This is a genomic window from Pseudomonas sp. PI1, from assembly GCF_000812405.1.
GTDB lineage: Bacteria > Pseudomonadota > Gammaproteobacteria > Pseudomonadales > Pseudomonadaceae > Pseudomonas > Pseudomonas citronellolis.
Map to the genome: position 1 here is coordinate 43,517 of NZ_JWMC01000007.1, position 19,639 is coordinate 63,155.

Consider the following 19,639-nt stretch of genomic DNA (forward strand, 5'->3'; position numbering starts at 1 on the left):
CCTGGAGACAGCATGAACAGCAACCAGAGCCTGCAACAACGGCGCATGGCCGCCATCCCGCGCGGCGTCGGCCAGATCCACCAGATCTACGCCGAGCGCGCCGAGAACGCCACCATCTGGGACGTGGAAGGCCGCGAATACCTGGACTTCGCCGGTGGCATCGCCGTGCTCAACACCGGCCACCTGCACCCGAAGGTGATGGCCGCCGTGCAAGCGCAGATGGCCAAGCTGACCCACACCTGCTTCCACGTGTTCGGCTACGAGGGCTACGTGGCCCTGGCCGAGAAGATCAACGGCATGCTCCCCGGCGACTTCGAGAAGAAGACCCTGCTGGTGACCACCGGCGCCGAAGCCGTGGAGAACGCCATCAAGATCGCCCGCGCCGCCACCGGCCGCAGCGGCGTGATCGCCTTCACCGGCGCCTACCACGGCCGCACCCACTACACCCTGGCGCTGACCGGCAAGGTGGTGCCGTATTCCGCCGGCCTGGGCCTGATGCCCGGCGGCGTGTTCCGCGCGCAGTACCCGAACGCCCTGCACGGCGTGTCGGTGGACGACGCCATCGCCAGCATCGAACGCATCTTCAAGAACGACGCGCAGCCGCGCGACATCGCCGCGATCATCCTCGAGCCGGTGCAGGGTGAGGGTGGCTTCAACCCGGCGCCGAAGGACTTCATGCAGCGCCTGCGCGCCCTGTGCGACGAGCACGGCATCGTCCTGATCGCCGACGAAGTGCAGACCGGCGCCGGCCGCACCGGCACCTTCTTCGCCATGGAGCAGATGGGCGTCGCCGCCGACCTGACCACCTTCGCCAAATCCATCGCCGGCGGCTTCCCGCTGGCCGGCGTGGCCGGCAAGGCCGAACTGATGGACGCGGTGGCCCCGGGCGGCCTGGGCGGCACCTACGCCGGCAACCCGATCTCCTGCGCCGCCGCCCTGGCGGTGATCGAGGCCTTCGAGGAAGAAAACCTGCTGCAGCGCGCCCAGGCCGTGGGCGAGATCCTCGGCGCCGGCCTGCGCCAGATCGGCGAGCGTCACGCCAGCGTCGGCGACGTGCGCATCCTCGGCGCCATGGTCGCGGTGGAACTGTTCGAAGCCGACGGCCGGACCCCGGCCGCCGAGCTGACCGCGAAGATCGTCGCCAAGGCCCGCGACAAGGGCCTGGTGCTGCTGTCCTGCGGCACCTACTACAACGTCCTGCGCATCCTCGTGCCGCTGACCGTCAGCGACGCCGACCTGCAGCGTGGCCTGGGCATCATCGGCGAGTGCTTCGACGAACTGGCCTGAGGTTCCTCCGCGTGCGCCGCGGTCCCTTTCCCTGAAGGGGCCGCGCCGAAGAGAACAAAGACGGACCCCGTACCCGCCCGTGCCCATGCACGGGTGGGCCGGGCCATTTCCGCCGCAGGGACGCAGCTTTACAAGGTGAGACCATGCAACAGCTCAACAAGAACAACCTGAGCCATGGGTTGAAATCGCGGCATGTGACCATGCTGTCCATCGCCGGCGTGATCGGCGCCGGCCTGTTCGTCGGCTCCGGCCGCGCCATCGCCGAGGCGGGCCCGGCGGCCATCCTCGCGTACATGCTGGCCGGCGCCCTGGTGGTGATCGTCATGCGCATGCTGGCCGAGATGGCCGTGGCGTCGCCCGACACCGGCTCCTTCTCCACCTACGCCGACCGCGCCATCGGCAAGTGGGCCGGCTACACCATCGGCTGGCTGTACTGGTGGTTCTGGGTCCTGGTGATCCCCATCGAGGCGAACATCGCCGCCACCATCATCAACAGTTGGGTGCCGCAACTGGACATCTGGGTGCTGTCCCTGGCCATCACCCTGCTGCTCACCGCCACCAACCTGTTCAGCGTGAAGAACTACGGCGAGTTCGAGTTCTGGCTGGCGCTGGTGAAAGTGATCGCCATCGTCGGTTTCATCGTCCTCGGCGCCTGCGCCATCCTCGGCCTGCTGCCGGATACCGGCGTCAGCGGCGTGTCGCGCCTGTGGGACAACGGCGGCTTCATGCCCAACGGCTTCGGCGCGGTGCTCAGCGCCATGCTGATCACCATGTTCTCGTTCCTCGGCGCGGAAGTGGTGACCATCGCCGCCGCCGAATCGGACGCTGCCGAAAAGCAGATTTCCAAGGCCACCAACTCGGTGATCTGGCGGATCACCCTGTTCTACATCCTATCGATCTTCATCGTCGTCGCCCTGGTGCCCTGGACCGATTCGCGACTGGCTGCCGACGGCTCCTACGTGACCGTGCTGGAAGTGCTCGGCGTGCCCCACGCCAAGGCGCTGATCGACGTGGTGGTGCTGACCTCGGTGACCAGTTGCCTGAACTCGTCGCTGTACACCGCCTCGCGCATGCTCTACTCGCTGAGCAGCCGCGGCGACGCCCCGGCCGCCGCGCGCATCACCAGCCGCGCCGGCACCCCGGTGGTGGCGGTGCTGCTGTCCACCGCCGCGGCCTTCGCCACGGTGATCGCCAACTACCTGGTGCCGGCTCAGGTGTTCGGCTTCCTCATGGCCAGCTCCGGCGCCATCGCGCTGCTGGTGTACCTGGTGATCGCCATCTCCCAGCTGCGCATGCGCAAGCGCATGAACGCCGAGGGCCAGGTGCCGCAGTACCGCATGTGGCTGTTCCCCTGGCTGACCTGGGGCGTGATCCTGTTCATCGTCGGCGTCCTGGTGCTGATGCTGCTGCGCCCGGACCACCGCGTGGAAGTGACCGCCACCGCGTTGCTGAGCGTGCTGATCGTCTGCTCCGGCCTGCTGGTCACCCGCCGCCGCGCGCGTGGCGAGCAGGGCGCCACACGCCTGAGGGTGGCCGAGCGCTGATGGGCTTTTCGTAGGAGCGAGCTTGCTCGCGAACGGCTCCGCTGCGGGGTTGGTTCGCGAGCAAGCTCGCTCCTACAGGTTGCCCATACGCCGTGCCCCTGTAGGAGCGCGCCCTGCGCGCGAATCGCAGGCAGGGCCTGCTCCTACAGGTTTCCGTGAGGCACGTAGCTCAGCCGTAGGCGGACCTTGTCCGCGATAGCCGGACATATCGGCGCGATTCGCGGATGAGATCCGCTATAGGTTGCCCATACGCCGTGCCCCTGTAGGAGCGCGCCCTGCGCGCGAAATCGCGGGTAGGCCAGTCCCAAACGAAAACGGGGCGCCAATGTGGCGCCCCGTTTTCGTTTCCTCAGGCCAGCTTCAGCAGCGTCATCCCCGCCACCAGCAAGCCCAACCCGAGCCAGCCACGCCACACCAGGCGCTGGCCGAACAGGGCCCAGCCCATGGCCACGGTGGCGAGGATGCCGAAGCCGCCCCACACCGCATAGGCCACCGACAGCTCGATGTCCTTCACCGCCTGCGCCAGGGCCGAGAAGGCGCCCAGCACGCAGAGGATCGAGGTGACGCCCAGGGCGCGCCTGCGGAAGCCGTCGGAGTACTTCAGCAGCAGGTTGGCGATCACTTCCAACACGATCGCCAGGCCCAGCCAGGCGAATGGAACCCAATCGAGGCTCAGCATGCGACGGCCTCCTCTGCGGACGGCTCGCGCTTGCTGCGGGTGCCGGACTTCACCAGCAGGATGCCGGCGATCATCACGGCCAGGCCCAGGACCTTCTCCGGGGCCAGGTTCTCGCCCAGCCAGGCGACGCTGACCAGGGTGATGAGGACGATGCCGATGCCCTCCCAGAGGGCGTAGGCCACGCCCACCGGCACGCGCTTGATGGCCAGCGACAGGAAGTAGTACGACAGGCCGACCATGGCGTACATCAGCAGGTGGCCATAGAACGGGGCCAGGGTGGTGGTGAGTTTCATCGAAGTGGTGCCGACCACTTCGAAACCGATGGCGGCGAACAGATAGATCCAGGAACGCATGAGCGAGCCCTCCCTTGGGCAAGCCGCTACCCCCACGTTTGCACGTGCGGCCAGGCGGAAAGTCGGAGCGGGGGAGGTGACGCAGGGCGAGCGATAGGCTCGGGTACATCGTCACCAAAGACGTGACTTCGAGGGAGGGCGCTAGAGATCGCCGGTCCAGTGGCGCTCGCGGGAGACCAGGCGGGAAGTGAAGAGGGTTTGAATCGTGATGTTCAACATAATGAACAATATATTGCCTGAACTTAGGAAGATTGGCAAATCGATAGACTCAAGCAATGAGTCGATGGCGCAGGAACTCATTATTTTCTTGTGAGGAGGCCCAGGCAGGAAGTCTTCTGTTCAAGAGGACTGTGCAATATTTTGTTCATTGCGCTGTGCGCCCGCCTGCTCCCGACATCCTGGCTGGGCAAAACCGCCGGAAAGGAGTAGCCTTCATTTGACGTTTTATTTTTCATCATTTGAGGGGCATGTTGGCCATCAAGACGGAAGATCGTCGTCGCAGCGACTCGCCGTCCCCGGTGTTCTGGCATCTGGTGCACGACCATGCCAGCCTCACCGAGGCCCAGCGGCTGCAGCACATCCGCCACGGCTTGAGCTGGCGCTGGGTCGAATCGGTGCGCGATACCTTCCGCATCAGCGGCCCCGGCTTCGTCGAGCTGTTCAACATCTCCCTGTCCACCTACGAGCGCAAGAAGAAGGCCGACCAGGCGCTGGACCTGGTCACCTCGGAGCGCCTCGACCGCCTGGCCTCGGTGGCCGTGCTGGCCGAGCAGGTGTTCGAAGACAAGGACGCCGCGGCCCAGTGGCTGGCGCGCCCCAACCAGGCCCTTGGCGGCCAGACGCCGCTGAGCCTCTGCGACACCGAGATAGGCGCCAACCAGGTACGCCGCGTGCTGCACGCGCTGGAGTGGGGCGGGGCCGCCTGATGCGGGCCTGGCGCGTCGCCAAGGCGGCCCGGGCCGGCGACCTGAGCGGCCAGGGCGCGGCCATCCTCGGCGGGCGCTGGAATCATCGTGACGTACCGGTCGTCTACCTGGGTCCGACGCCGGCCATCTGCTGCCTGGAAACCTTCGTGCACGCCAGCGGCCGGCCGACCTTCCCGATGAAGATCACCGCCTTCCGGCTCCCGGAAGGCGACGACCTCTACCTCAAGCCCGATCCCCGGGACCTGCCCGAGGGCTGGAACAGCCTGCCGGCGGACCGCCCGAGCAGGGACTACGGCACCCGCTGGCTGCTGGCCGGCGAACAGCTCGGCCTGATAGTGCCCTCGGCGGTGCTGCCGCTGGAGTGGAACCTCCTGCTCAACCCGCGGCACCCGGCGATGAGCCGGGTGCGGGTCAAGGACAGTTACGACTTCATGTATGACGAGCGGATGTTCCAGGCGCGCGCTTGAGCCGATGGAGAAGGCGAGTCAGCCGTCGTAGTGGTAGCGGCATTGCACGATGAAGAGTTGGCCGTCTTCGAACAGGTAGACCAGCCGGTGTTCGCGGGTTATGCGGCGGGACCAGAGCCCGCTGAGATTGCCCTTCAGCGCTTCGGGCTTGCCGGTGCCGCTGAAGGGGGTACGCAGGCATTCGCCGATGAGCCGGTCCAGGGTTGCGGAGATCTTCGGGTCCTGGCCTTTCCAGTACTGATAGTCATCCCAGCCGTGATCGGTGAAAGCCACTGAGACCGTCTTTCGGGCGCCGGCCTTGTTACGTTTCTTCTGCGTCGTCACTGAGGCTCAATTCCCTTGGCACGCTCTTGCCGACTCGTAACTGCTCGATGGATTCATGCAGCCGTTGTGCGTTGGCCGAGGACTGCAGCAGGTACATGGTCTCGCGCATGCCGTTGTAGTCCTCCAGCGAAAGCAGAACCACAGGTTCGCCTCTTTGCCGGGTGATGACAGTCGGCTCATGGTCGCGGCATACGTCATCCATGGCCTGTTTCAGGCTGGCTCGCGCTTGGCTGAATGTCAGAATTTGCATGGCGGGTACCTCCTGGCGAAGCCAGGGCTGATTGAATCTTCCGACGGGAATGGATTGCGGATGGCTGATCCTGTGCTGGACGAGAGGATTGTACAGAACGTTGTACTTTGATCAAGCGCAGCCATTGCTAGTGTTGCTGCGTTCTATGGCTGCTCCACCAACCCCGCCGCCAGCCGTCCAACCTCCGCCAGCAGCGCATCGCGCTTTTCCGCCGGAGCCGGGCTGCCGGTGAGGTAGGCCGCCACCAGGATCGGCGCGCGGCCCGGCGGCCGGAGGATGGCCACGTCGTTGCTGGTGCCGCGCTCGCCGGTGCCGGTCTTGTCGCCGACTTTCCAACCCGTTGGCAGGCCGGCGCGGATGCGTTTGTCGCCGGTCTTGTTGGCTGCCAGCCAGGCGTTCAACTGGTCGCGCGAGGCGGCTTGCAGGACGTCGCCCAGCAGCAGGCGCTGCAGGGTGGCGACCATCGCTCGCGGGGTGCTGGTGTCGCGCGGATCGCCCGGGAGGGCCTGGTTGAGGGTGGGCTCGTTGCGGTCCAGGCGGCTGACGTTGTCGCCCGTGCTGCGCAGCCAGTCGGTCAAGCCGGAGGGGCCGCCCAGGCTGGCCAGCAGCAGGTTGGCGGCGCCGTTGTCGCTCAGGGTGATCGCCGCCTCGCAGAGTTCGGCGACGCTCATGCCCGGCTGGCCGACGTGGCGCTCGCTGGCCGGCGAATACTCCACCAGGTCCGCCTGGCTGTAGACGATGCGCCGCGCCAACTGCTCCTCGCCGCGGTCTACGCGGGCCAGGACGCAGGCGGCGAGCAGCAGCTTGAAGGTGCTGCACAGCGGGAAGCGCTCGTCCTCGCGCAGGCCGAAGCGGCGGCCGTCGCCGGTGTCGAGCACGGCCACGCCCAGGCGCCCGCCGCTGTCGCGTTCCAGTTGCTGCAGGCGCTCCAGCGTGGATTCCGCCCGCGCGGTGCCGGCGAGCAGGCCGGCCAGGGGCGCCAGGAGCATAGCGCGGTTGATCTGTCTTCTGCTGAACATGCTGCCTCCTTGTCGAAGCGCGACTATCGGCCAGCCGGGCGGGTGGGGCAAGCGGGCACGCCCATCGGTTTTTCCCGGCCGGCGCGGCGAGCGCTTCTACCCTGAAAAGGTGCGGCCCCGGCGACAATTCGTTGCAACCTTTGACCGGGGCCGCGGCTCGAACCCGATGAGTGCGCCGCAGCGGCGCCTTCCACCCGGAGAAGGTCAGCCCCGAGAACGAATGACCGCCTGCGTTCCGAACCCGCCCACGGAAAAGGGGACCACCCCATGTCCAGCAAGGCCCCATCCCTGCTCGATGCCTACCGCCAGGTGCGGCGGCACAGCGAGGAACTGATCGCCCCCCTCGGCGCCGAGGACGCGGTCGCCCAGTCGATGCCCGACGCCAGCCCGGCCAAGTGGCACATCGCCCACACTACCTGGTTCTTCGAGACCTTCCTGCTCAAGCCGCGGCTGGCCGGCTACGCCGAGTTCGACGCCAGCTTCGGCTACCTGTTCAATTCCTACTACGAGGCCCTGGGCGCTCGCCAGCCGCGGCCGCAGCGGGGGATGCTGACGCGGCCGCCGCTGCACCGGGTGCTCGACTACCGGCTGCACGTCGACGAGCACATGCAGGCGCTGCTCGCCGGGGAACCCGACGCCGAGCTGGAAGCCCTGGTGTGCCTGGGCCTGGCCCACGAGGAGCAGCACCAGGAACTGCTGCTGATGGACATCCTCCACCTGTTCAGCCTGTCGCCGCTGGCGCCGGCCTATGGCGAGGGATATGCGCCCCCGGCCTGCGGGGCGCAGCGCTTCCTGGCGATCCAGGGTGGGCTGCTGGGCATCGGCCATGACGGCCAGGGTTTCGCCTTCGACAACGAGGCGCCGGCGCACCGCTGTTTCCTGGCGCCCTTCGAGATCGCCGAGTCGCTGGTGAGCAACGGGCAGTGGCTGGCGTTCATCGAGGATGGCGGTTACCGGCGCGCGGAATTCTGGTTGTCCGACGGCTGGGCCAAAGTGCAGGAGGAGGGCTGGGAAGCGCCGCTGTACTGGCGACGGCAGGACGACGGCTGGCACGAGTTCGGCCTGGCCGGCCTGCGCCCGCTGGACCTCGACGCGCCGGTGCTGCACGTCAGCTACTACGAGGCCAGCGCCTACGCCAACTGGGCCGGCGCGCGCCTGCCCACCGAAATGGAATGGGAAGTGGCCGCCCGCGACGGCCGCCTGCGCCAGCTCTACGACGCTGCCTGGCAGTGGACACAGAGCGCCTATGCGGCGTACCCGGGCTTCCGTCCCGGCGCCGGGGCGGTGGGCGAGTACAACGGCAAGTTCATGGTCAGCCAGATGGTCCTGCGCGGCGGCGCCTGCATCACCCCGGCCGGGCATTCGCGGCCCAGCTACCGCAACTTCTTCCACCCCGAGAAGCGCTGGATGTTAGCCGGCCTGCGCCTGGCCCGCGACCTGCCCGAACAGGCCGCGCTGGACCCGCGCGCCCGCGAGCTGGCCGAGGACCTGGAGGCGGGCTTCTCGCTGCAGCCGCGGCAGCTTTCGCCCAAGTATTTCTACGATGCCGCCGGTTCCGAGCTGTTCGAGGCCATCTGCCGCACCCGCGAGTACTACCCCACGCGCAGCGAGACCGCGTTGCTCAAGCGCATCGCCTCGGCCCTCGCCGAGCGCATCCCGGCCGACTGCACCCTGGTGGAGTTCGGCAGCGGCGCCAGCGAGAAGACCTGCCTGCTGCTGGACGCGGCGCCGCAGATCCGCCGCTACGTGCCCATCGACATCAGCCCGGCGGCCCTGGACAAGGCCGCCGCGCGCCTGCAGCGCGACTACCCGGCGCTGCGCGTCGAGCCCCTGTGCGCCGACTTCACCCGCCTGGAGGCGCTGCCCCCGGCGCTGGCCGACGGCCCGCGGCTGGGCTTCTTCCCCGGCTCCACCATCGGCAACTTCGCCCCGGAACAGGCCCTGGCCTTCCTCCAGGGCGCCCACGAACTGCTGGGGCCGGGGGCGAGCTTTATCGTCGGGGTCGACCTGCGCAAGGACGTGAAAGTGCTGGAGGCCGCCTACAACGATGCCGAGGGCGTGACCGCGCGCTTCAACCTCAACCTGCTGCAGCGTATCAACCGCGAACTGGGCGCCGACTTCCAGCTCGACCAGTTCGACCACCTGGCCTTCTGGAGTGCCGAGCACAGCCGCATCGAGATGCACCTGGTCAGCCGCGTCGAGCAGCGCGTGCGCATCGCCGGCATGGAGTACCTGTTCCGCGCCGGCGAGCGCCTGCACACGGAGAACTCCTACAAGTACGCCATCGACGACTTTCGCGCGCTGGCCGAGCGCGGCGGCTGGTTGGTGCGCGAGCACTGGACCAGCGCCGAGCCGGCCTTCGCGGTGTTCCGCCTGCAGGCCTAGCGCTCCAGCCCCAGGCGCCGGTGCCAGTCGGCGATGGACTCCTCCGGGTAGCCGTCGAAGTACAGGTCGCGCGGGTGCTTTTCCACCTCCACCCAGGGGGCCTTGGAGTCCAGCAGCAGGTGGGTGTGTTCCGGCGGCACCGGCAGCGGGGTGTCGATGGCCGAGGCGAAGGGGTGGATCAGCTCCGGCCATTCCGGGCTGAACAGCCACAGCGCGCTGCCGCATTCGCCGCAGAAGTTGCGCTCGGCAGTGCTGGTGCGGGTGCGCTGGCCGGGCTCGCGCAGCTTGGCGTGGTAGACGCGCAGGTGCTTGCGCCCGCGCACCTTGAGGCTGGCGGCGTCGCCGCCGAGGTTGATGGCGTAGCCCCCGCCGCCCTGGGTCTTGCGGCAGATCGAGCAGTAGCAGCGCTGGTAGGGATAGGGGTGGGCGCTCTCCAGGCTGAAGGTCACGGCGCCGCAATGGCAGGAACCTTCCAGTCGCATGGCTGATCTCCTCTGTAGGGATACGGGACCCGGGCAAGGGTGGTCGATCGCGCCCCGCCGCGCCGAGCGCGACGACGGATGGTCGGCTCGCCCGGGATGTTATATGTTGGTCGTAATTCAATGATGGCAAAGCCATCCCCATGCAGGTGAAATCATGGCCGTACAACGCATCGTGGTAACCGGGACCGGGGTGGTCAGCCCCCTCGGATGTGGCACCGAGAAGGCCTGGCAGCGCCTGCTGCAGGGGCGCTCCGGCATCGTCCGGCTGGCCGACGAATTCGTCCGCGACCTGCCCTGCGAGGTGGGCGGCCCGGTGCCGGACATCGCCGTGGACGCCGAGGCCGGCTTCGACGCCGAGCGCGCCGCGCCGGCCAAGGAGCAGAAAAAGATGCACCGCTTCATCCTCTTCGCCCTGGCCGCCGCCGAGGAGGCCCTGGCCCAGGCTGGCTGGGCGCCCCAGGATGAGCGCGGGCAGACACGCACGGCCACGGTGATCGGCTCGGGCATCGGCGGCTTCAGCGCCATCGCCGACGCCGTGCGCACCACCGATGGGCGCGGGCCGCGGCGCCTGTCGCCGTTCACCATCCCGTCGTTCCTGGTCAACCTGGCGGCCGGCCACGTGTCCATCCGCCATGGCTTCAAGGGGCCGATCGGCGCGCCGGTGACCGCCTGCGCCGCCAGCGTCCAGGCCATCGGCGACGCCGCGCGGATGATCCGCGCCGGCGAGGCGGACATCGCCCTGTGCGGCGGCGCCGAGGCTTCCATCGACCGCGTCGCCCTGGGCGGTTTCGCCGCGGCGCGGGCGCTGTCCAGCGGCTTCAACGACCGGCCTCAGCAGGCCTCGCGGCCCTTCGACCGCCAGCGCGACGGCTTCGTCATGGGCGAGGGCGCCGGGCTGCTGGTGATCGAGTCGCTGGAACATGCCCTGGCCCGCGGCGCGCAGCCGCTGGCTGAGGTGGTCGGCTACGGCACCAGCGCCGACGCCTACCACCTGACCGCCGGCCCGGAAGACGGCAGCGGCGCGCGCCGGGCCATGCAACTGGCCATCGCCCAGGCCGGCATCGACCCGGCGTCGATCGGCCACCTGAACGCCCACGCCACTTCCACGCCTGTGGGCGACAAGGGCGAGCTGGCGGCCATCCGCGCGGTATTCGGCGATACCGGCTCGGTGGCGGTGAGCGCCACCAAGTCCGCCACCGGCCACCTGCTGGGCGCGGCCGGCGGGCTGGAGGCGATCTTCACCCTGCTGGCCCTGCGCGACCAACTGGCCCCGGCGACCCTCAACCTCGACGAGCCGGACGAAGCCGCCACCGGCATCGACCTGGTGCGGGGCGCGCCGCGGGCGCTGCAGACGGAATACGCGCTGTCCAACGGCTTCGGCTTCGGCGGCGTCAACGCCAGCGTGCTGTTGCGCCGCTGGACCGGCGCCTGAGGCGAACGCAAGGCGCCCGGCGCTGTCGGATCGTCACTGAAACCCCTTATCATTCAGCGACATCCTCCAGGGCCGGAGCCTTCCGATGCTGTCTGCCGTAAGGCGCTACAAACTGCTGTTGTCCGAATCCCTGGCGCGGTACTTCCCGCGCACCACCGCCTACCTGCGCGAGCAGAACGAGGCCGCCCAGCCGCCAACGGCGAAGAAGCCGCGCGCCACGGCGTGGAAGAAGGACGGCGCCGGGGCCAAGCCCCGCGCGCCGCGCAAACCCAAGGCCGAGGCGGGCGAGAAAGCTTCGGCGAAGCCTGCGGCGGAAAGCCCCGCCGGCATCTACCCGGCGCGCGCCCTGGCGGTGCGCCCGGAGCAGGTCGAGGCGATGCGCGAGCGGGTGCGCCAGGCGGTCAGCGCCGGCGTGGTCAGCCCGCCGTCGGACGAGCAGTGGGCGATGATCCTCTGTCGCCAGCCGCTGGCGCGCATCTTCGCCGGCGCAGGCTCGGGCAAATCCACCACCCTGGTGCTGCGCCTGGTGTTCATGCTCTGCCACCTGGGGATCGAGGCGGACAAGGTCACGGTGATCTCCTTCACCAACGCCTCCTGCGCGCAGCTGCGCGAACAGCTGGTGCGCGTGCTCGCCTTCTGGCAGTACCCCTTCGACATGGCCCGCGCCCGCGAATGCGTGCGCACCTTCCACTCGGCCATGGGCGTGCAGGCCCGCGAGCTGCTGGGCAAGCAGCGCTGGTTCGAGCAACTGGAGGAGCGCAACCCCGACGAGCCGGACAACCCCCTCACCGGCGGCCGCCTGCGCCCGGCGCAGCAGCGCCTGCTGCTGGAGGCCTACGAGGAATGCTACGCGGTCAACGGCGCCTTCCGTGCCAAGGTCCACCGCCTGCTGGGCCTGGAGAAGCCGGAGGAAGTGCCGGGCCCGGCGCCGGTCCAGCCGTTCCGCCTGCCCGGCGAGTTCGTCGAGGCGCCGCTGGTGGAAGTCTTCCACACCCAAGCCGGCTTCATGGAAAGCCTCGGCCTGCGCCCCCAGGACCTGAAGGTGGCCGAGCTGGACTGCTCGACCCGCGAGAAGATCTTCCTCGAAGCCCTGGCCATCTACTGGAGCTTCTTCCTGGCCCTGCTCAAGCGCCAGCGCCTGACCACCTTCAACGCCGCCTTCCAGCAGCTCACCAAGCGCTTTGCCGAAGGCGATGCCAAGCTCGAAGCGGCCGAGCCGATGACGCACCTGCTGATCGACGAGTTCCAGGACATCTCGCCGCAGATCGTCCTCTGGCTGCAGGCCCTGCACCGCTTCCTGGCGCGCAGCGGCAAGGCGCCGAGCCTGATGGCCATCGGCGACGACTGGCAGTCGATCTACGGCTGGCGCGGCAGCTCGCCGGAGCTGTTCATGGACTTCGACAAGCACTTCCCCAGCAAGGGCCGCAGCCGCCAGAGCACGGTGCTGCTGCTGGAGACCAATTACCGCAGCATCGAGCCGGTGATCCGCGATGCCGAGTCGGTGCTGGCCGAGGTGAACTTCAAGCAGGCCAAGACCTGCCGCGCCTTCAAGCCGATGCAGCCGGGCGACCACGGCGTGCGCGTGGAAACCCGCTTCGACCTGGCTCGCGACCTGCCCAGGCTGGTGGCCGACATCCGCGCCCAGTGCGAGCACGTGGCCCAGCGCGGCAGCCGCGAGAGCACCGCGGTAATGCTGCTGAGCCGGCGCAACGAGCCGCTGCAGCAGATCCAGGCGCAACTCGACGCCAAGTTGCCGGTGAAGGCCATGAGCATCCACCGCGCCAAGGGCCTGCAGGCGGAGGTGGCGATCATCATCGACGATTGCGCGCCGCCGGAGCGCCATCCGTTGCGCAACGTGCTGTATGCGCACAGCGGGTTCTTCCGCAACAGCTATGACCAGGCGATGCAGGATGAGAGCTTGCGATTGGCCTATGTGGCCGTGACGCGCGGGGTGAGCCGGGTGTTCTGGTATTCGCGCAAGGCGCAGGGAGCGGCGGCGTTGTTGGCGAGGAAGGGCTGAGAGGGGTCTGGCTTTTCGTAGGAGCGAGCTTGCTCGCGAATGGATGTTTGTCGGAGATTCCGCTGCGTCGTTTGAGTCCGCTCCCTCTCCCTAACCCTCTCCCTGAAGGGAGAGGGGACTGGTTCTGAGCGGCTATATGTCCCGCGTCATCCTGATAGCCAGGTGTTGCCGGCGAGCGCCATCGCTTCACTTCACACCGAACGGCCCCCTCTCCCTTCAGGGCGGGGCGCGCAGCCGAGGGCTGGGGAGAGGGTGCTCTGGCTTTTCGTAGGAGCGAGCTTGCTCGCGAACGGATGTTCGCCGGAAATTCCGCTGCGTCGTTTGAGTCCGCTCCCTCTCCCTAACCCTCTCCCTGAAGGGAGAGGGGACCGTTCGGTGAGTGTGGATATTTCGGCGTCAGCCGGAAATGAAGGTTCAGGTTGAAACCATTCCTGTCCGCCGGCACGGACAAGCCCCCTCTCCCTTCAGGGAGAGGGCTGGGGAGAGGGGCTCTCAGGCTTTGGCTTTTCACCCGAAGCAGAATCCTCCACCAACCGCCCATCACCCCCCACCAACCGCAAACTCCTTGGCGCCACCAGGCTGATGCCTTCCTCGCGCAACCTGCCGAAGATGGTGAACAGCAGATCGCTCCGGGCGCCGGAGACACCCCGTGGGCTGCTGACGCTGCCGCTGGCCGCCAGTGTCAGGCCTTGGTCGGTGAGCTGGGTGAAGCTCACCGAGGGCCTGGGGGTTTCCAGGATGGCCGGGTGTTCGGCGTAGGCCGCCAGCAGCAGTTCGCGGACCTTGTGCACGTCGGTGTCCAGCGGCAGCGTGAGGCTGATGCCGACGCTGCCCAGCGCGCCGCCCATGGTCACGTTGCGCACGTTCTGGGTGATCAGTTGCGAGTTCGGCACTATCACCGTGGAGTTGTCCGACTGCTGGATTTCCGTGGCGCGCACGTTGATCCGGCGGATATCGCCTTCCACGCCGCCGAGGCTGACCCAGTCGCCGACCTTCACCGGGCGCTCGGTGAGCAGGATCAGGCCGCTGATGAAGTTCTGCACGATGGCCTGCAGGCCGAAGCCGATGCCCACCGACAGGGCGCTGACCACCCAGGTCAGGCTGGTCAGGTTGATGCGCAGGGCCGAGAGCGTCAGCAGGCCGAGCAGGACGAAGCCGAGGTAGCCGACCAGGGTCACCAGCGAGGCGCGCATGCCGGCGTCCATGCTGGTTTCCGGCAGCAGCCGCTCGGCCAGCCAGCGCTTGAGCAGGCGCAGGGCGAACAGCCCGCCGAGCAGGGTGAGCAGGGCCAGCAGGATGTCCTGCGGGACGATGTTCAGGTTGCCCAGGGCCTGGCCGCCCTGGGCCAGGCGCTCGACGCCGGCGAGCAGTTCGTCGGGGGTGCTGGCGGTGGGCGAGAGCATCACCATCAGCGTCATCAGCACCAGCAGGGTGCGGCCCACCCCGGACAGCAGGGTGGCGGCCTGGGCCTGGTGCTGCGACGACAGGCCGAGGGCGCGGGCAAGGGTCTTGCCGCTGGCCTGGCGCGGTGACAGCAGGGTGTCGCAGAGGTCGCCGAAGAAGGCCGTGATCAGGTAGCCGGTCGCCGCCACGGCGCTGATCCACAGCAGCTTGGTGGCCAGGTAGAAGGCCAGCGACAGGTAGCCGCTGAGCAGCGCCAGGACGATCAGCAGCACCACCAGCAGGGCGATGAGGTGGATCACCCCGGCCAGCGCCGGGCGCGGGTGTTCCTCGTCCTCCTCGTCGCTGCGGCGCAGGCGCAGCAGGGCGATGCCGAAGAGCACGGCGATCAGCAGCGCGGTGAGGCCGTTGACCGCTACGGTCAGCGCCAGGCTGGCGCCGATGGCGCTGTTGATGCGGTCCTGGGCGCCGAGCAGCATGGCCACTAGCGCCAGCAGCCCGGGGAAGTGGGCCACCGCCCTGGCGGCAGTGTCCGGGATCGGCAGCAGGCGCCAGGAGGGCCGGCTGACCATCAGCAGGGCGCGGCCCAGGCCGGTGATGAAGGCGCTGAACACCGCCAGGGTGACCATCTGCCCGGCCAGGTTGGCCAGGCCGTTGTCGAAGCCCTCGTTCCAGTCCAGGCCCTGGTGGACCAGCGCGGCGGCGCCGCCGAAGGTGACCACGCTGGCCAGGGCGATGGCCAGGGCCAGGCTGCTGCGGCGCAGGCGGCCCTCGGGGATGAAGTGGCTGGCCAGGTAGCCGGCGAACCTTTCCAGCAGGCGCCGGCCCGGTATCCACAGCAGCACGGCGGCGACCAGGCAGGCCAGCAGCGGCAGGCGCGCACCATGCCAGGTGTCCTCCAGGCTGGCGGTGAGCTTGTCGCCCAGGTTGCGCAGGCGCGCCAGGTCGTCCTCGGTGGGGCGCGTCAGGGTGGACCAGAAGATGGGGCTGAAGGGCGGCGCGGAACGGGTGGCGATCTGCGAGTTGAACAGGCTGCGGCGCAGGTTGACGATCTGCGCGGCCAGGTCCTGGGCCGAGCGCAGGATCTGCGCGGCCTGGGTGGCCTGGGCCTGCAGTTCGGCCTTCTGCTGGTTCAGCTCGGTGCGCTGCAGTGCCAGGGCGGCGGCCTCGCCCGCGACCGGCGGGCCGAGCACGTTGAGCTGGTCGGACAGGCGGTCGAGGCGGGCCTGCAGCTCGTCGCCGCGCTCACCCGCCATCCTCTGCACCTCCAGGGTGGCCAGGCGCAGGCGCGCCAGCTCGTCGTCGCCGACCTGCTCGGAGACGCCCTGGCGGATGCTTTCCAGGCGCTCGGCCAGGGTCGGCAGGCCGGCGTCGTCGGCCAGCGTCGGCAGCTCGTCGGCGGGCAGGCCCGGGGCCGGCGCGGCCAGGGCCCAGCCGGCGCAGAACAGGTTCAGGATCAATAGGCAACGGAGCAGAATCTTGCGGTCCCCCGACATCTCTTCTTCCTTCCCTCGCCAGGTGCATGCCGTTCGACCGATGGGGCCGGCAGCCATTCCCCAGAGCATAGCGAGCCGGCGGGGATACGCAGGTTCGCTGTAGTAAAGGGCCATAAATGTTGGCCATATCTATCCCCTTTTGGCCGCCGCCACCGTTCAGCCGAGGCCGCCCGAATGGGCAGAATCCCCCCACCAAGAACAACAAAGCCGAGAGGTTTTACTCATGCTGACCGTCTACAGCGACGATCACCGCCTGCATTTCGGCCAGTCCGAACTGGTCGATGGCAAGCTCCAGCCCTGCTTCGAGATGCCCAGCCGCGCCGACACCGTGCTGGCCCGGGTGAAGTCGCAGCAACTCGGCGAGATCATCGCGCCGAAGGATTTCGGCCTGGATGCCATCCACCGCGTGCACGATCCGAAGTACGTCGCCTTCCTCAAGGGCGCCTGGGCCCGCTGGGCCGCCGAGGGCCACAGCGGCGACCTGGTCTCCACCACCTTCCCGGGCCGCCGCCTGCGCCGCGACGGCCCCATCCCCACCGCCCTGATGGGCGAGCTGGGCCACTACAGCTTCGACACCGAGGCGCCGATCACTGCCGGCACCTGGCAGGCCGTGTACAGCTCGGCCCAGGTCGCGCTGACCGCCCAGGACCACATGCGCCAGGGCGCGCGCACCGCCTTCGGCCTGTGCCGCCCGCCGGGCCACCATGCCGGCAGCGACTTCATGGGCGGCTACTGCTTCATCAACAACGCCTCCGTCGTCGCCCAGGCCTTCCTCGACCAGGGCGCCCAACGCGTGGCCATCCTCGACGTCGACTACCACCACGGCAACGGCACCCAGGAGCTGTTCTACGACCGTGGCGATGTGCTCTTCGCCTCGATCCACGGCGACCCGCTGGTGGAGTACCCGTACTTCCTCGGCCATGCCGACGAGCGCGGCGAAGGGGCGGGCGAGGGCTTCAACCACAACTACCCGCTGGCCCACGGCACCGGCTGGGACGGCTGGTCCGCCGCCCTGGAGGACGCCTGCCGCAAGATCGCCGCCTACGCGCCGGACGCGGTGGTGGTGTCCCTGGGTGTGGACACCTACAAGGACGACCCCATCTCCCAGTTCAAGCTGGACTCCCCGGACTACCTGCGCATGGGCGAACGCATCGCCGCCCTCGGCCTGCCGACGCTGTTCATCATGGAAGGCGGCTACGCGGTCGAGGCCATCGGCGTCAACGCAGTCAACGTCCTGCAGGGTTACGAGGGCGCCGCTCTCTAAGGGCGCGCCGTTTCGAGGAGCGAGTCATGCGCAAGAACAACAAGATCATCCGCGGCCTGCTCGGCGCCGCGCTGCTGGCCGCCGCCGGCATCGCCAGCGCCGAGCCGGTGGTGCGCATCTACAACTGGTTCGACTACATCGGCCCGGACACCCTCAAGGGCTTCCAGAAGGACAGCGGCATCGCGCCCAAGTACGACGTCTACGACAGCAACGAGGTGCTGGAGGCCAAGCTGCTCTCCGGGCATTCGGGCTACGACCTGGTGGTGCCCAGCGACAGCTTCCTGCCCAACTACCTCAAGGCCGGCGTGTTCCAGAAGCTGGACAAGAGCAAGCTGCCGAACTGGAAGAACCTCAACCCGGCGCTGCTCAAGGTGCTGGAGAGCAAGGACCCGGGCAACCAGTACGCCATGCCGTACATGTGGGGCACCAACGGCGTCGCCTACAATGTCGACAAGGTGAAGGCCATCCTCGGCGCCGACGCGCCGGTGGATTCCTGGGACCTGATCTTCAAGCCGGAGAACCTCGCCAAGCTCAAGCAGTGCGGCGTGGCCTTCCTCGACTCGCCCACCGAGGTGATCCCCGAGGCCCTGCATTACCTGGGGCTGTCGCCGAACAGCCACGACCCCGCGGACTATGCCAAGGCCGAGGCGCTGCTGAGCAGCTTGCGCCCGTACATCACCTACTTCAGCTCCTCGAAGTTCGTCACCGATCTGGCCAATGGCGACGTCTGCGTGGCCATGGCCTGGTCCGGCGGCGCCATGCAGGCGGCCAACCGCGCCAAGGAGGCGAACAACGGCATCCACATCGAATACCGCATTCCCAAGGAAGGCACCGCGGCCTGGTTCGATGTGCTGACCATCCCCAGGGACGCGCAGAACGTCGAGCAGGCCCACGCCTTCCTCAACTACCTGCTGCGCCCGGAAGTGGTGGCGCCGATCTCCGACTACGTGGCCTACGCCAACCCCAACCAGGCGGCGGACAAGCTGATTTCCGCCGACCTGCGCGACAACCCCAACGTCTACCCGCCGGCCGAGGTGCAGGCCAAGCTGTACTCGGTGGAGATGCTGCCACCGAAGCTGGAACGCATCCGCACCCGCACCTGGAGCAAGGTCAAGACCGGGCAGTGAGTTGACGCCCTGGCGGCCGGCGGTGTCGGATTTGCGCTGGTGCCGTTCGTCGTTTGGCTGGAATAATCGGCGGTACACCCTTGGGGTACCGCCGTTTCCTCGTCTTGGTGCCCGCTCACTGCCGAGCCTTGCCATGAAACTGCCTTGCTGCCGTTGCTCCCTTCCTTCGCCCGGACTGCGGAGGTGCATATGACGCCGCTACCCCCGCGCAAGGGCGCCGATGCCTTCGCCCTGCAGGCGATGCTGCTGCTGTGCCTGATCTGGGGCGTGCAGCAGGTGGCGGTGAAGCTCGCCGCCGGCGACATAGCGCCGATCATGCAGGCCTTCGCCCGCAACCTGCTGGCCGCCACGCTGGTGGGCCTGCTGGTGCTCTGGCGCGGCGACTGGAAGGCCGCGGGCGGCACCCTGGCCGGCGGCGCGCTGGCAGGGCTGCTGTTCGCCATGGAGTTCCTGTTCATCGCCCAGGGCCTGGTATACACCAGCGCCTCGCACATGGCGGTGTTCATCTACACGGCGCCGATCTTCTCCGCCCTGGGCCTGCACTTCCTGCTGCCCAGCGAGCGCCTGCGGCCGCTGCAGTGGCTGGGCATCGCGGTGTGCTTCGGCGGCATCGCCCTGTGTTTCGGCGGCGGCTTCGACCTGCGGCACATGGACAGCCGCATGCTGCTGGGGGATTTCTTCGGCGTGCTCGCCGGGGCCTCCTGGGGCGCTACCACGGTGGTGGTGCGCAGCACGCGGCTGTCGGAGGCGCCGACCAGCCTGACGCTGTTCTACCAGTTGTTCGCCGCCGCGCTGCTGCTGCCCTTCATCGCCCTGGCCCTGGGCGAGTTCGGCAACGTGCGCTTCACCGCGCTGGGCGTGGGCAGCGTGCTGTTCCAGGGCGTGGTGGTGTCCTTCTTCAGCTATTTCGCCTGGTTCTGGCTGCTGCGCCGCTACCTGGCGTCGAACCTGGCGGTGTTCTCCTTCATGACGCCGCTGTTCGGCATCGCTTTCGGCGTGCTGCTGTTGCACGAGCCGCTGGCCTGGAACTTCGTCGCCGGGGCGGCGCTGGTGCTGGCGGGGATTTCCCTGGTCAGTTGCGAGGCGTGGGTGCGCCGGGCATTGCGCGGCAAGCGTGCCTGAACTTGATCCAGGTCAGCGGATCGCGGCCGGCCGACGCGTAGTCTTTGTTGCAAGGAGTGAG

Annotated in this window: 17 protein-coding genes; 10 read left to right on the plus strand and 7 right to left on the minus strand. The window is 68.4% G+C overall.

Annotated features, from left to right (window positions below; genetic code table 11):
* Positions 1–12 precede the first annotated feature (12 nt).
* Both gabT and gabP read left to right on the plus strand, forming a co-directional pair.
* Positions 13–1,287, plus strand: a complete 1,275-nt coding sequence (gene gabT / locus RN02_RS01875; RefSeq protein ID WP_043312796.1) for a 4-aminobutyrate--2-oxoglutarate transaminase — start codon at positions 13–15, stop codon at positions 1,285–1,287.
* Positions 1,288–1,430: 143 nt separating this feature from the next.
* Positions 1,431–2,831: a GABA permease gene (gene gabP / locus RN02_RS01880; protein ID WP_043312797.1), complete on the plus strand. Its 1,401-nt coding sequence runs from the start codon at positions 1,431–1,433 to the stop codon at positions 2,829–2,831.
* 349 nt (positions 2,832–3,180) lie between these two features.
* On the opposite strand, the gene mdtI is transcribed toward gabP, so the two are convergent.
* Positions 3,181–3,510 carry a multidrug/spermidine efflux SMR transporter subunit MdtI gene (mdtI, locus tag RN02_RS01885; RefSeq protein WP_043312798.1) on the minus strand — a complete coding sequence of 110 codons (330 nt, stop codon included), beginning with the start codon at positions 3,508–3,510 and terminating at the stop codon, positions 3,181–3,183.
* Positions 3,504–3,863 carry a multidrug/spermidine efflux SMR transporter subunit MdtJ gene (locus tag RN02_RS01890; protein ID WP_009623553.1) on the minus strand — a complete coding sequence of 120 codons (360 nt, stop codon included), beginning with the start codon at positions 3,861–3,863 and terminating at the stop codon, positions 3,504–3,506. Before RN02_RS01890 ends, mdtI begins: the two co-directional genes overlap by 7 nt.
* Before the next feature lie 467 nt (positions 3,864–4,330).
* On the opposite strand from RN02_RS01890, the gene parS reads away from it, so the two are divergent.
* Together parS and RN02_RS01900 are read left to right on the plus strand one after the other, a co-directional pair.
* Entirely contained in the window at positions 4,331–4,789 is a 459-nt protein-coding gene (parS, locus tag RN02_RS01895) for a type II RES/Xre toxin-antitoxin system antitoxin (protein WP_043270914.1), read from the plus strand.
* Positions 4,789–5,256 (plus strand): RES family NAD+ phosphorylase, encoded by a 468-nt coding sequence (locus RN02_RS01900; protein ID WP_043312799.1) that lies wholly within the window; start codon positions 4,789–4,791, stop codon positions 5,254–5,256. Before parS ends, RN02_RS01900 begins: the two co-directional genes overlap by 1 nt.
* Positions 5,257–5,274: 18 nt before the next feature.
* Here the strand turns inward: RN02_RS01900 and RN02_RS01905 are convergent, their stop codons facing one another.
* The 3 genes from RN02_RS01905 to bla all read right to left on the minus strand — a co-directional run bounded on the left by RN02_RS01905 (position 5,275) and on the right by bla (position 6,849).
* Entirely contained in the window at positions 5,275–5,529 is a 255-nt protein-coding gene (locus RN02_RS01905) for a Txe/YoeB family addiction module toxin (RefSeq protein WP_043270910.1), read from the minus strand.
* A 28-nt stretch (positions 5,530–5,557) separates the two neighbouring features.
* Positions 5,558–5,830 carry a type II toxin-antitoxin system Phd/YefM family antitoxin gene (locus RN02_RS01910; RefSeq protein ID WP_043270908.1) on the minus strand — a complete coding sequence of 91 codons (273 nt, stop codon included), beginning with the start codon at positions 5,828–5,830 and terminating at the stop codon, positions 5,558–5,560.
* A gap of 143 nt (positions 5,831–5,973) precedes the next feature.
* On the minus strand, positions 5,974–6,849 hold the full coding sequence (gene bla / locus RN02_RS01915) for a class A beta-lactamase (RefSeq protein ID WP_043312800.1): 876 nt from the start codon (positions 6,847–6,849) through the stop codon (positions 5,974–5,976).
* Between the two features lie 267 nt (positions 6,850–7,116).
* Between bla and egtB the strand changes: the two genes are divergently transcribed.
* On the plus strand, positions 7,117–9,234 hold the full coding sequence (gene egtB / locus RN02_RS01920; protein ID WP_043312802.1) for an ergothioneine biosynthesis protein EgtB: 2,118 nt from the start codon (positions 7,117–7,119) through the stop codon (positions 9,232–9,234).
* Here egtB and RN02_RS01925 read toward each other — a convergent pair.
* Entirely contained in the window at positions 9,231–9,716 is a 486-nt protein-coding gene (locus RN02_RS01925) for a GFA family protein (protein WP_009623540.1), read from the minus strand. The genes egtB and RN02_RS01925 overlap by 4 nt on opposite strands.
* A gap of 154 nt (positions 9,717–9,870) precedes the next feature.
* On the opposite strand from RN02_RS01925, the gene fabF reads away from it, so the two are divergent.
* Positions 9,871–11,148, plus strand: a complete 1,278-nt coding sequence (gene fabF / locus RN02_RS01930) for a beta-ketoacyl-ACP synthase II (RefSeq protein WP_043312803.1) — start codon at positions 9,871–9,873, stop codon at positions 11,146–11,148.
* Between the two features lie 85 nt (positions 11,149–11,233).
* Complete coding sequence (locus RN02_RS01935) at positions 11,234–13,168, plus strand: DEAD/DEAH box helicase (RefSeq protein ID WP_043312805.1); 1,935 nt, start codon at positions 11,234–11,236, stop codon at positions 13,166–13,168.
* Positions 13,169–13,632: 464 nt separating this feature from the next.
* Here the strand turns inward: RN02_RS01935 and RN02_RS01940 are convergent, their stop codons facing one another.
* On the minus strand, positions 13,633–16,065 hold the full coding sequence (locus RN02_RS01940) for a DUF3772 domain-containing protein (protein WP_052267624.1): 2,433 nt from the start codon (positions 16,063–16,065) through the stop codon (positions 13,633–13,635).
* A 223-nt stretch (positions 16,066–16,288) separates the two neighbouring features.
* Between RN02_RS01940 and RN02_RS01945 the strand changes: the two genes are divergently transcribed.
* The 3 genes from RN02_RS01945 (at position 16,289) to RN02_RS01955 (ending at position 19,578) form a co-directional block, all read left to right on the plus strand.
* The gene (locus RN02_RS01945) at positions 16,289–17,329 is read left to right on the plus strand and encodes a histone deacetylase family protein (protein ID WP_043312807.1); all 1,041 of its coding nucleotides are present in this window, start codon (positions 16,289–16,291) and stop codon (positions 17,327–17,329) included.
* Between the two features lie 26 nt (positions 17,330–17,355).
* Positions 17,356–18,456 carry an extracellular solute-binding protein gene (locus RN02_RS01950; protein ID WP_043312808.1) on the plus strand — a complete coding sequence of 367 codons (1,101 nt, stop codon included), beginning with the start codon at positions 17,356–17,358 and terminating at the stop codon, positions 18,454–18,456.
* A 189-nt stretch (positions 18,457–18,645) separates the two neighbouring features.
* On the plus strand, positions 18,646–19,578 hold the full coding sequence (locus RN02_RS01955) for a DMT family transporter (RefSeq protein WP_043312810.1): 933 nt from the start codon (positions 18,646–18,648) through the stop codon (positions 19,576–19,578).
* The last annotated feature ends 61 nt before the right edge of the window (positions 19,579–19,639 follow it).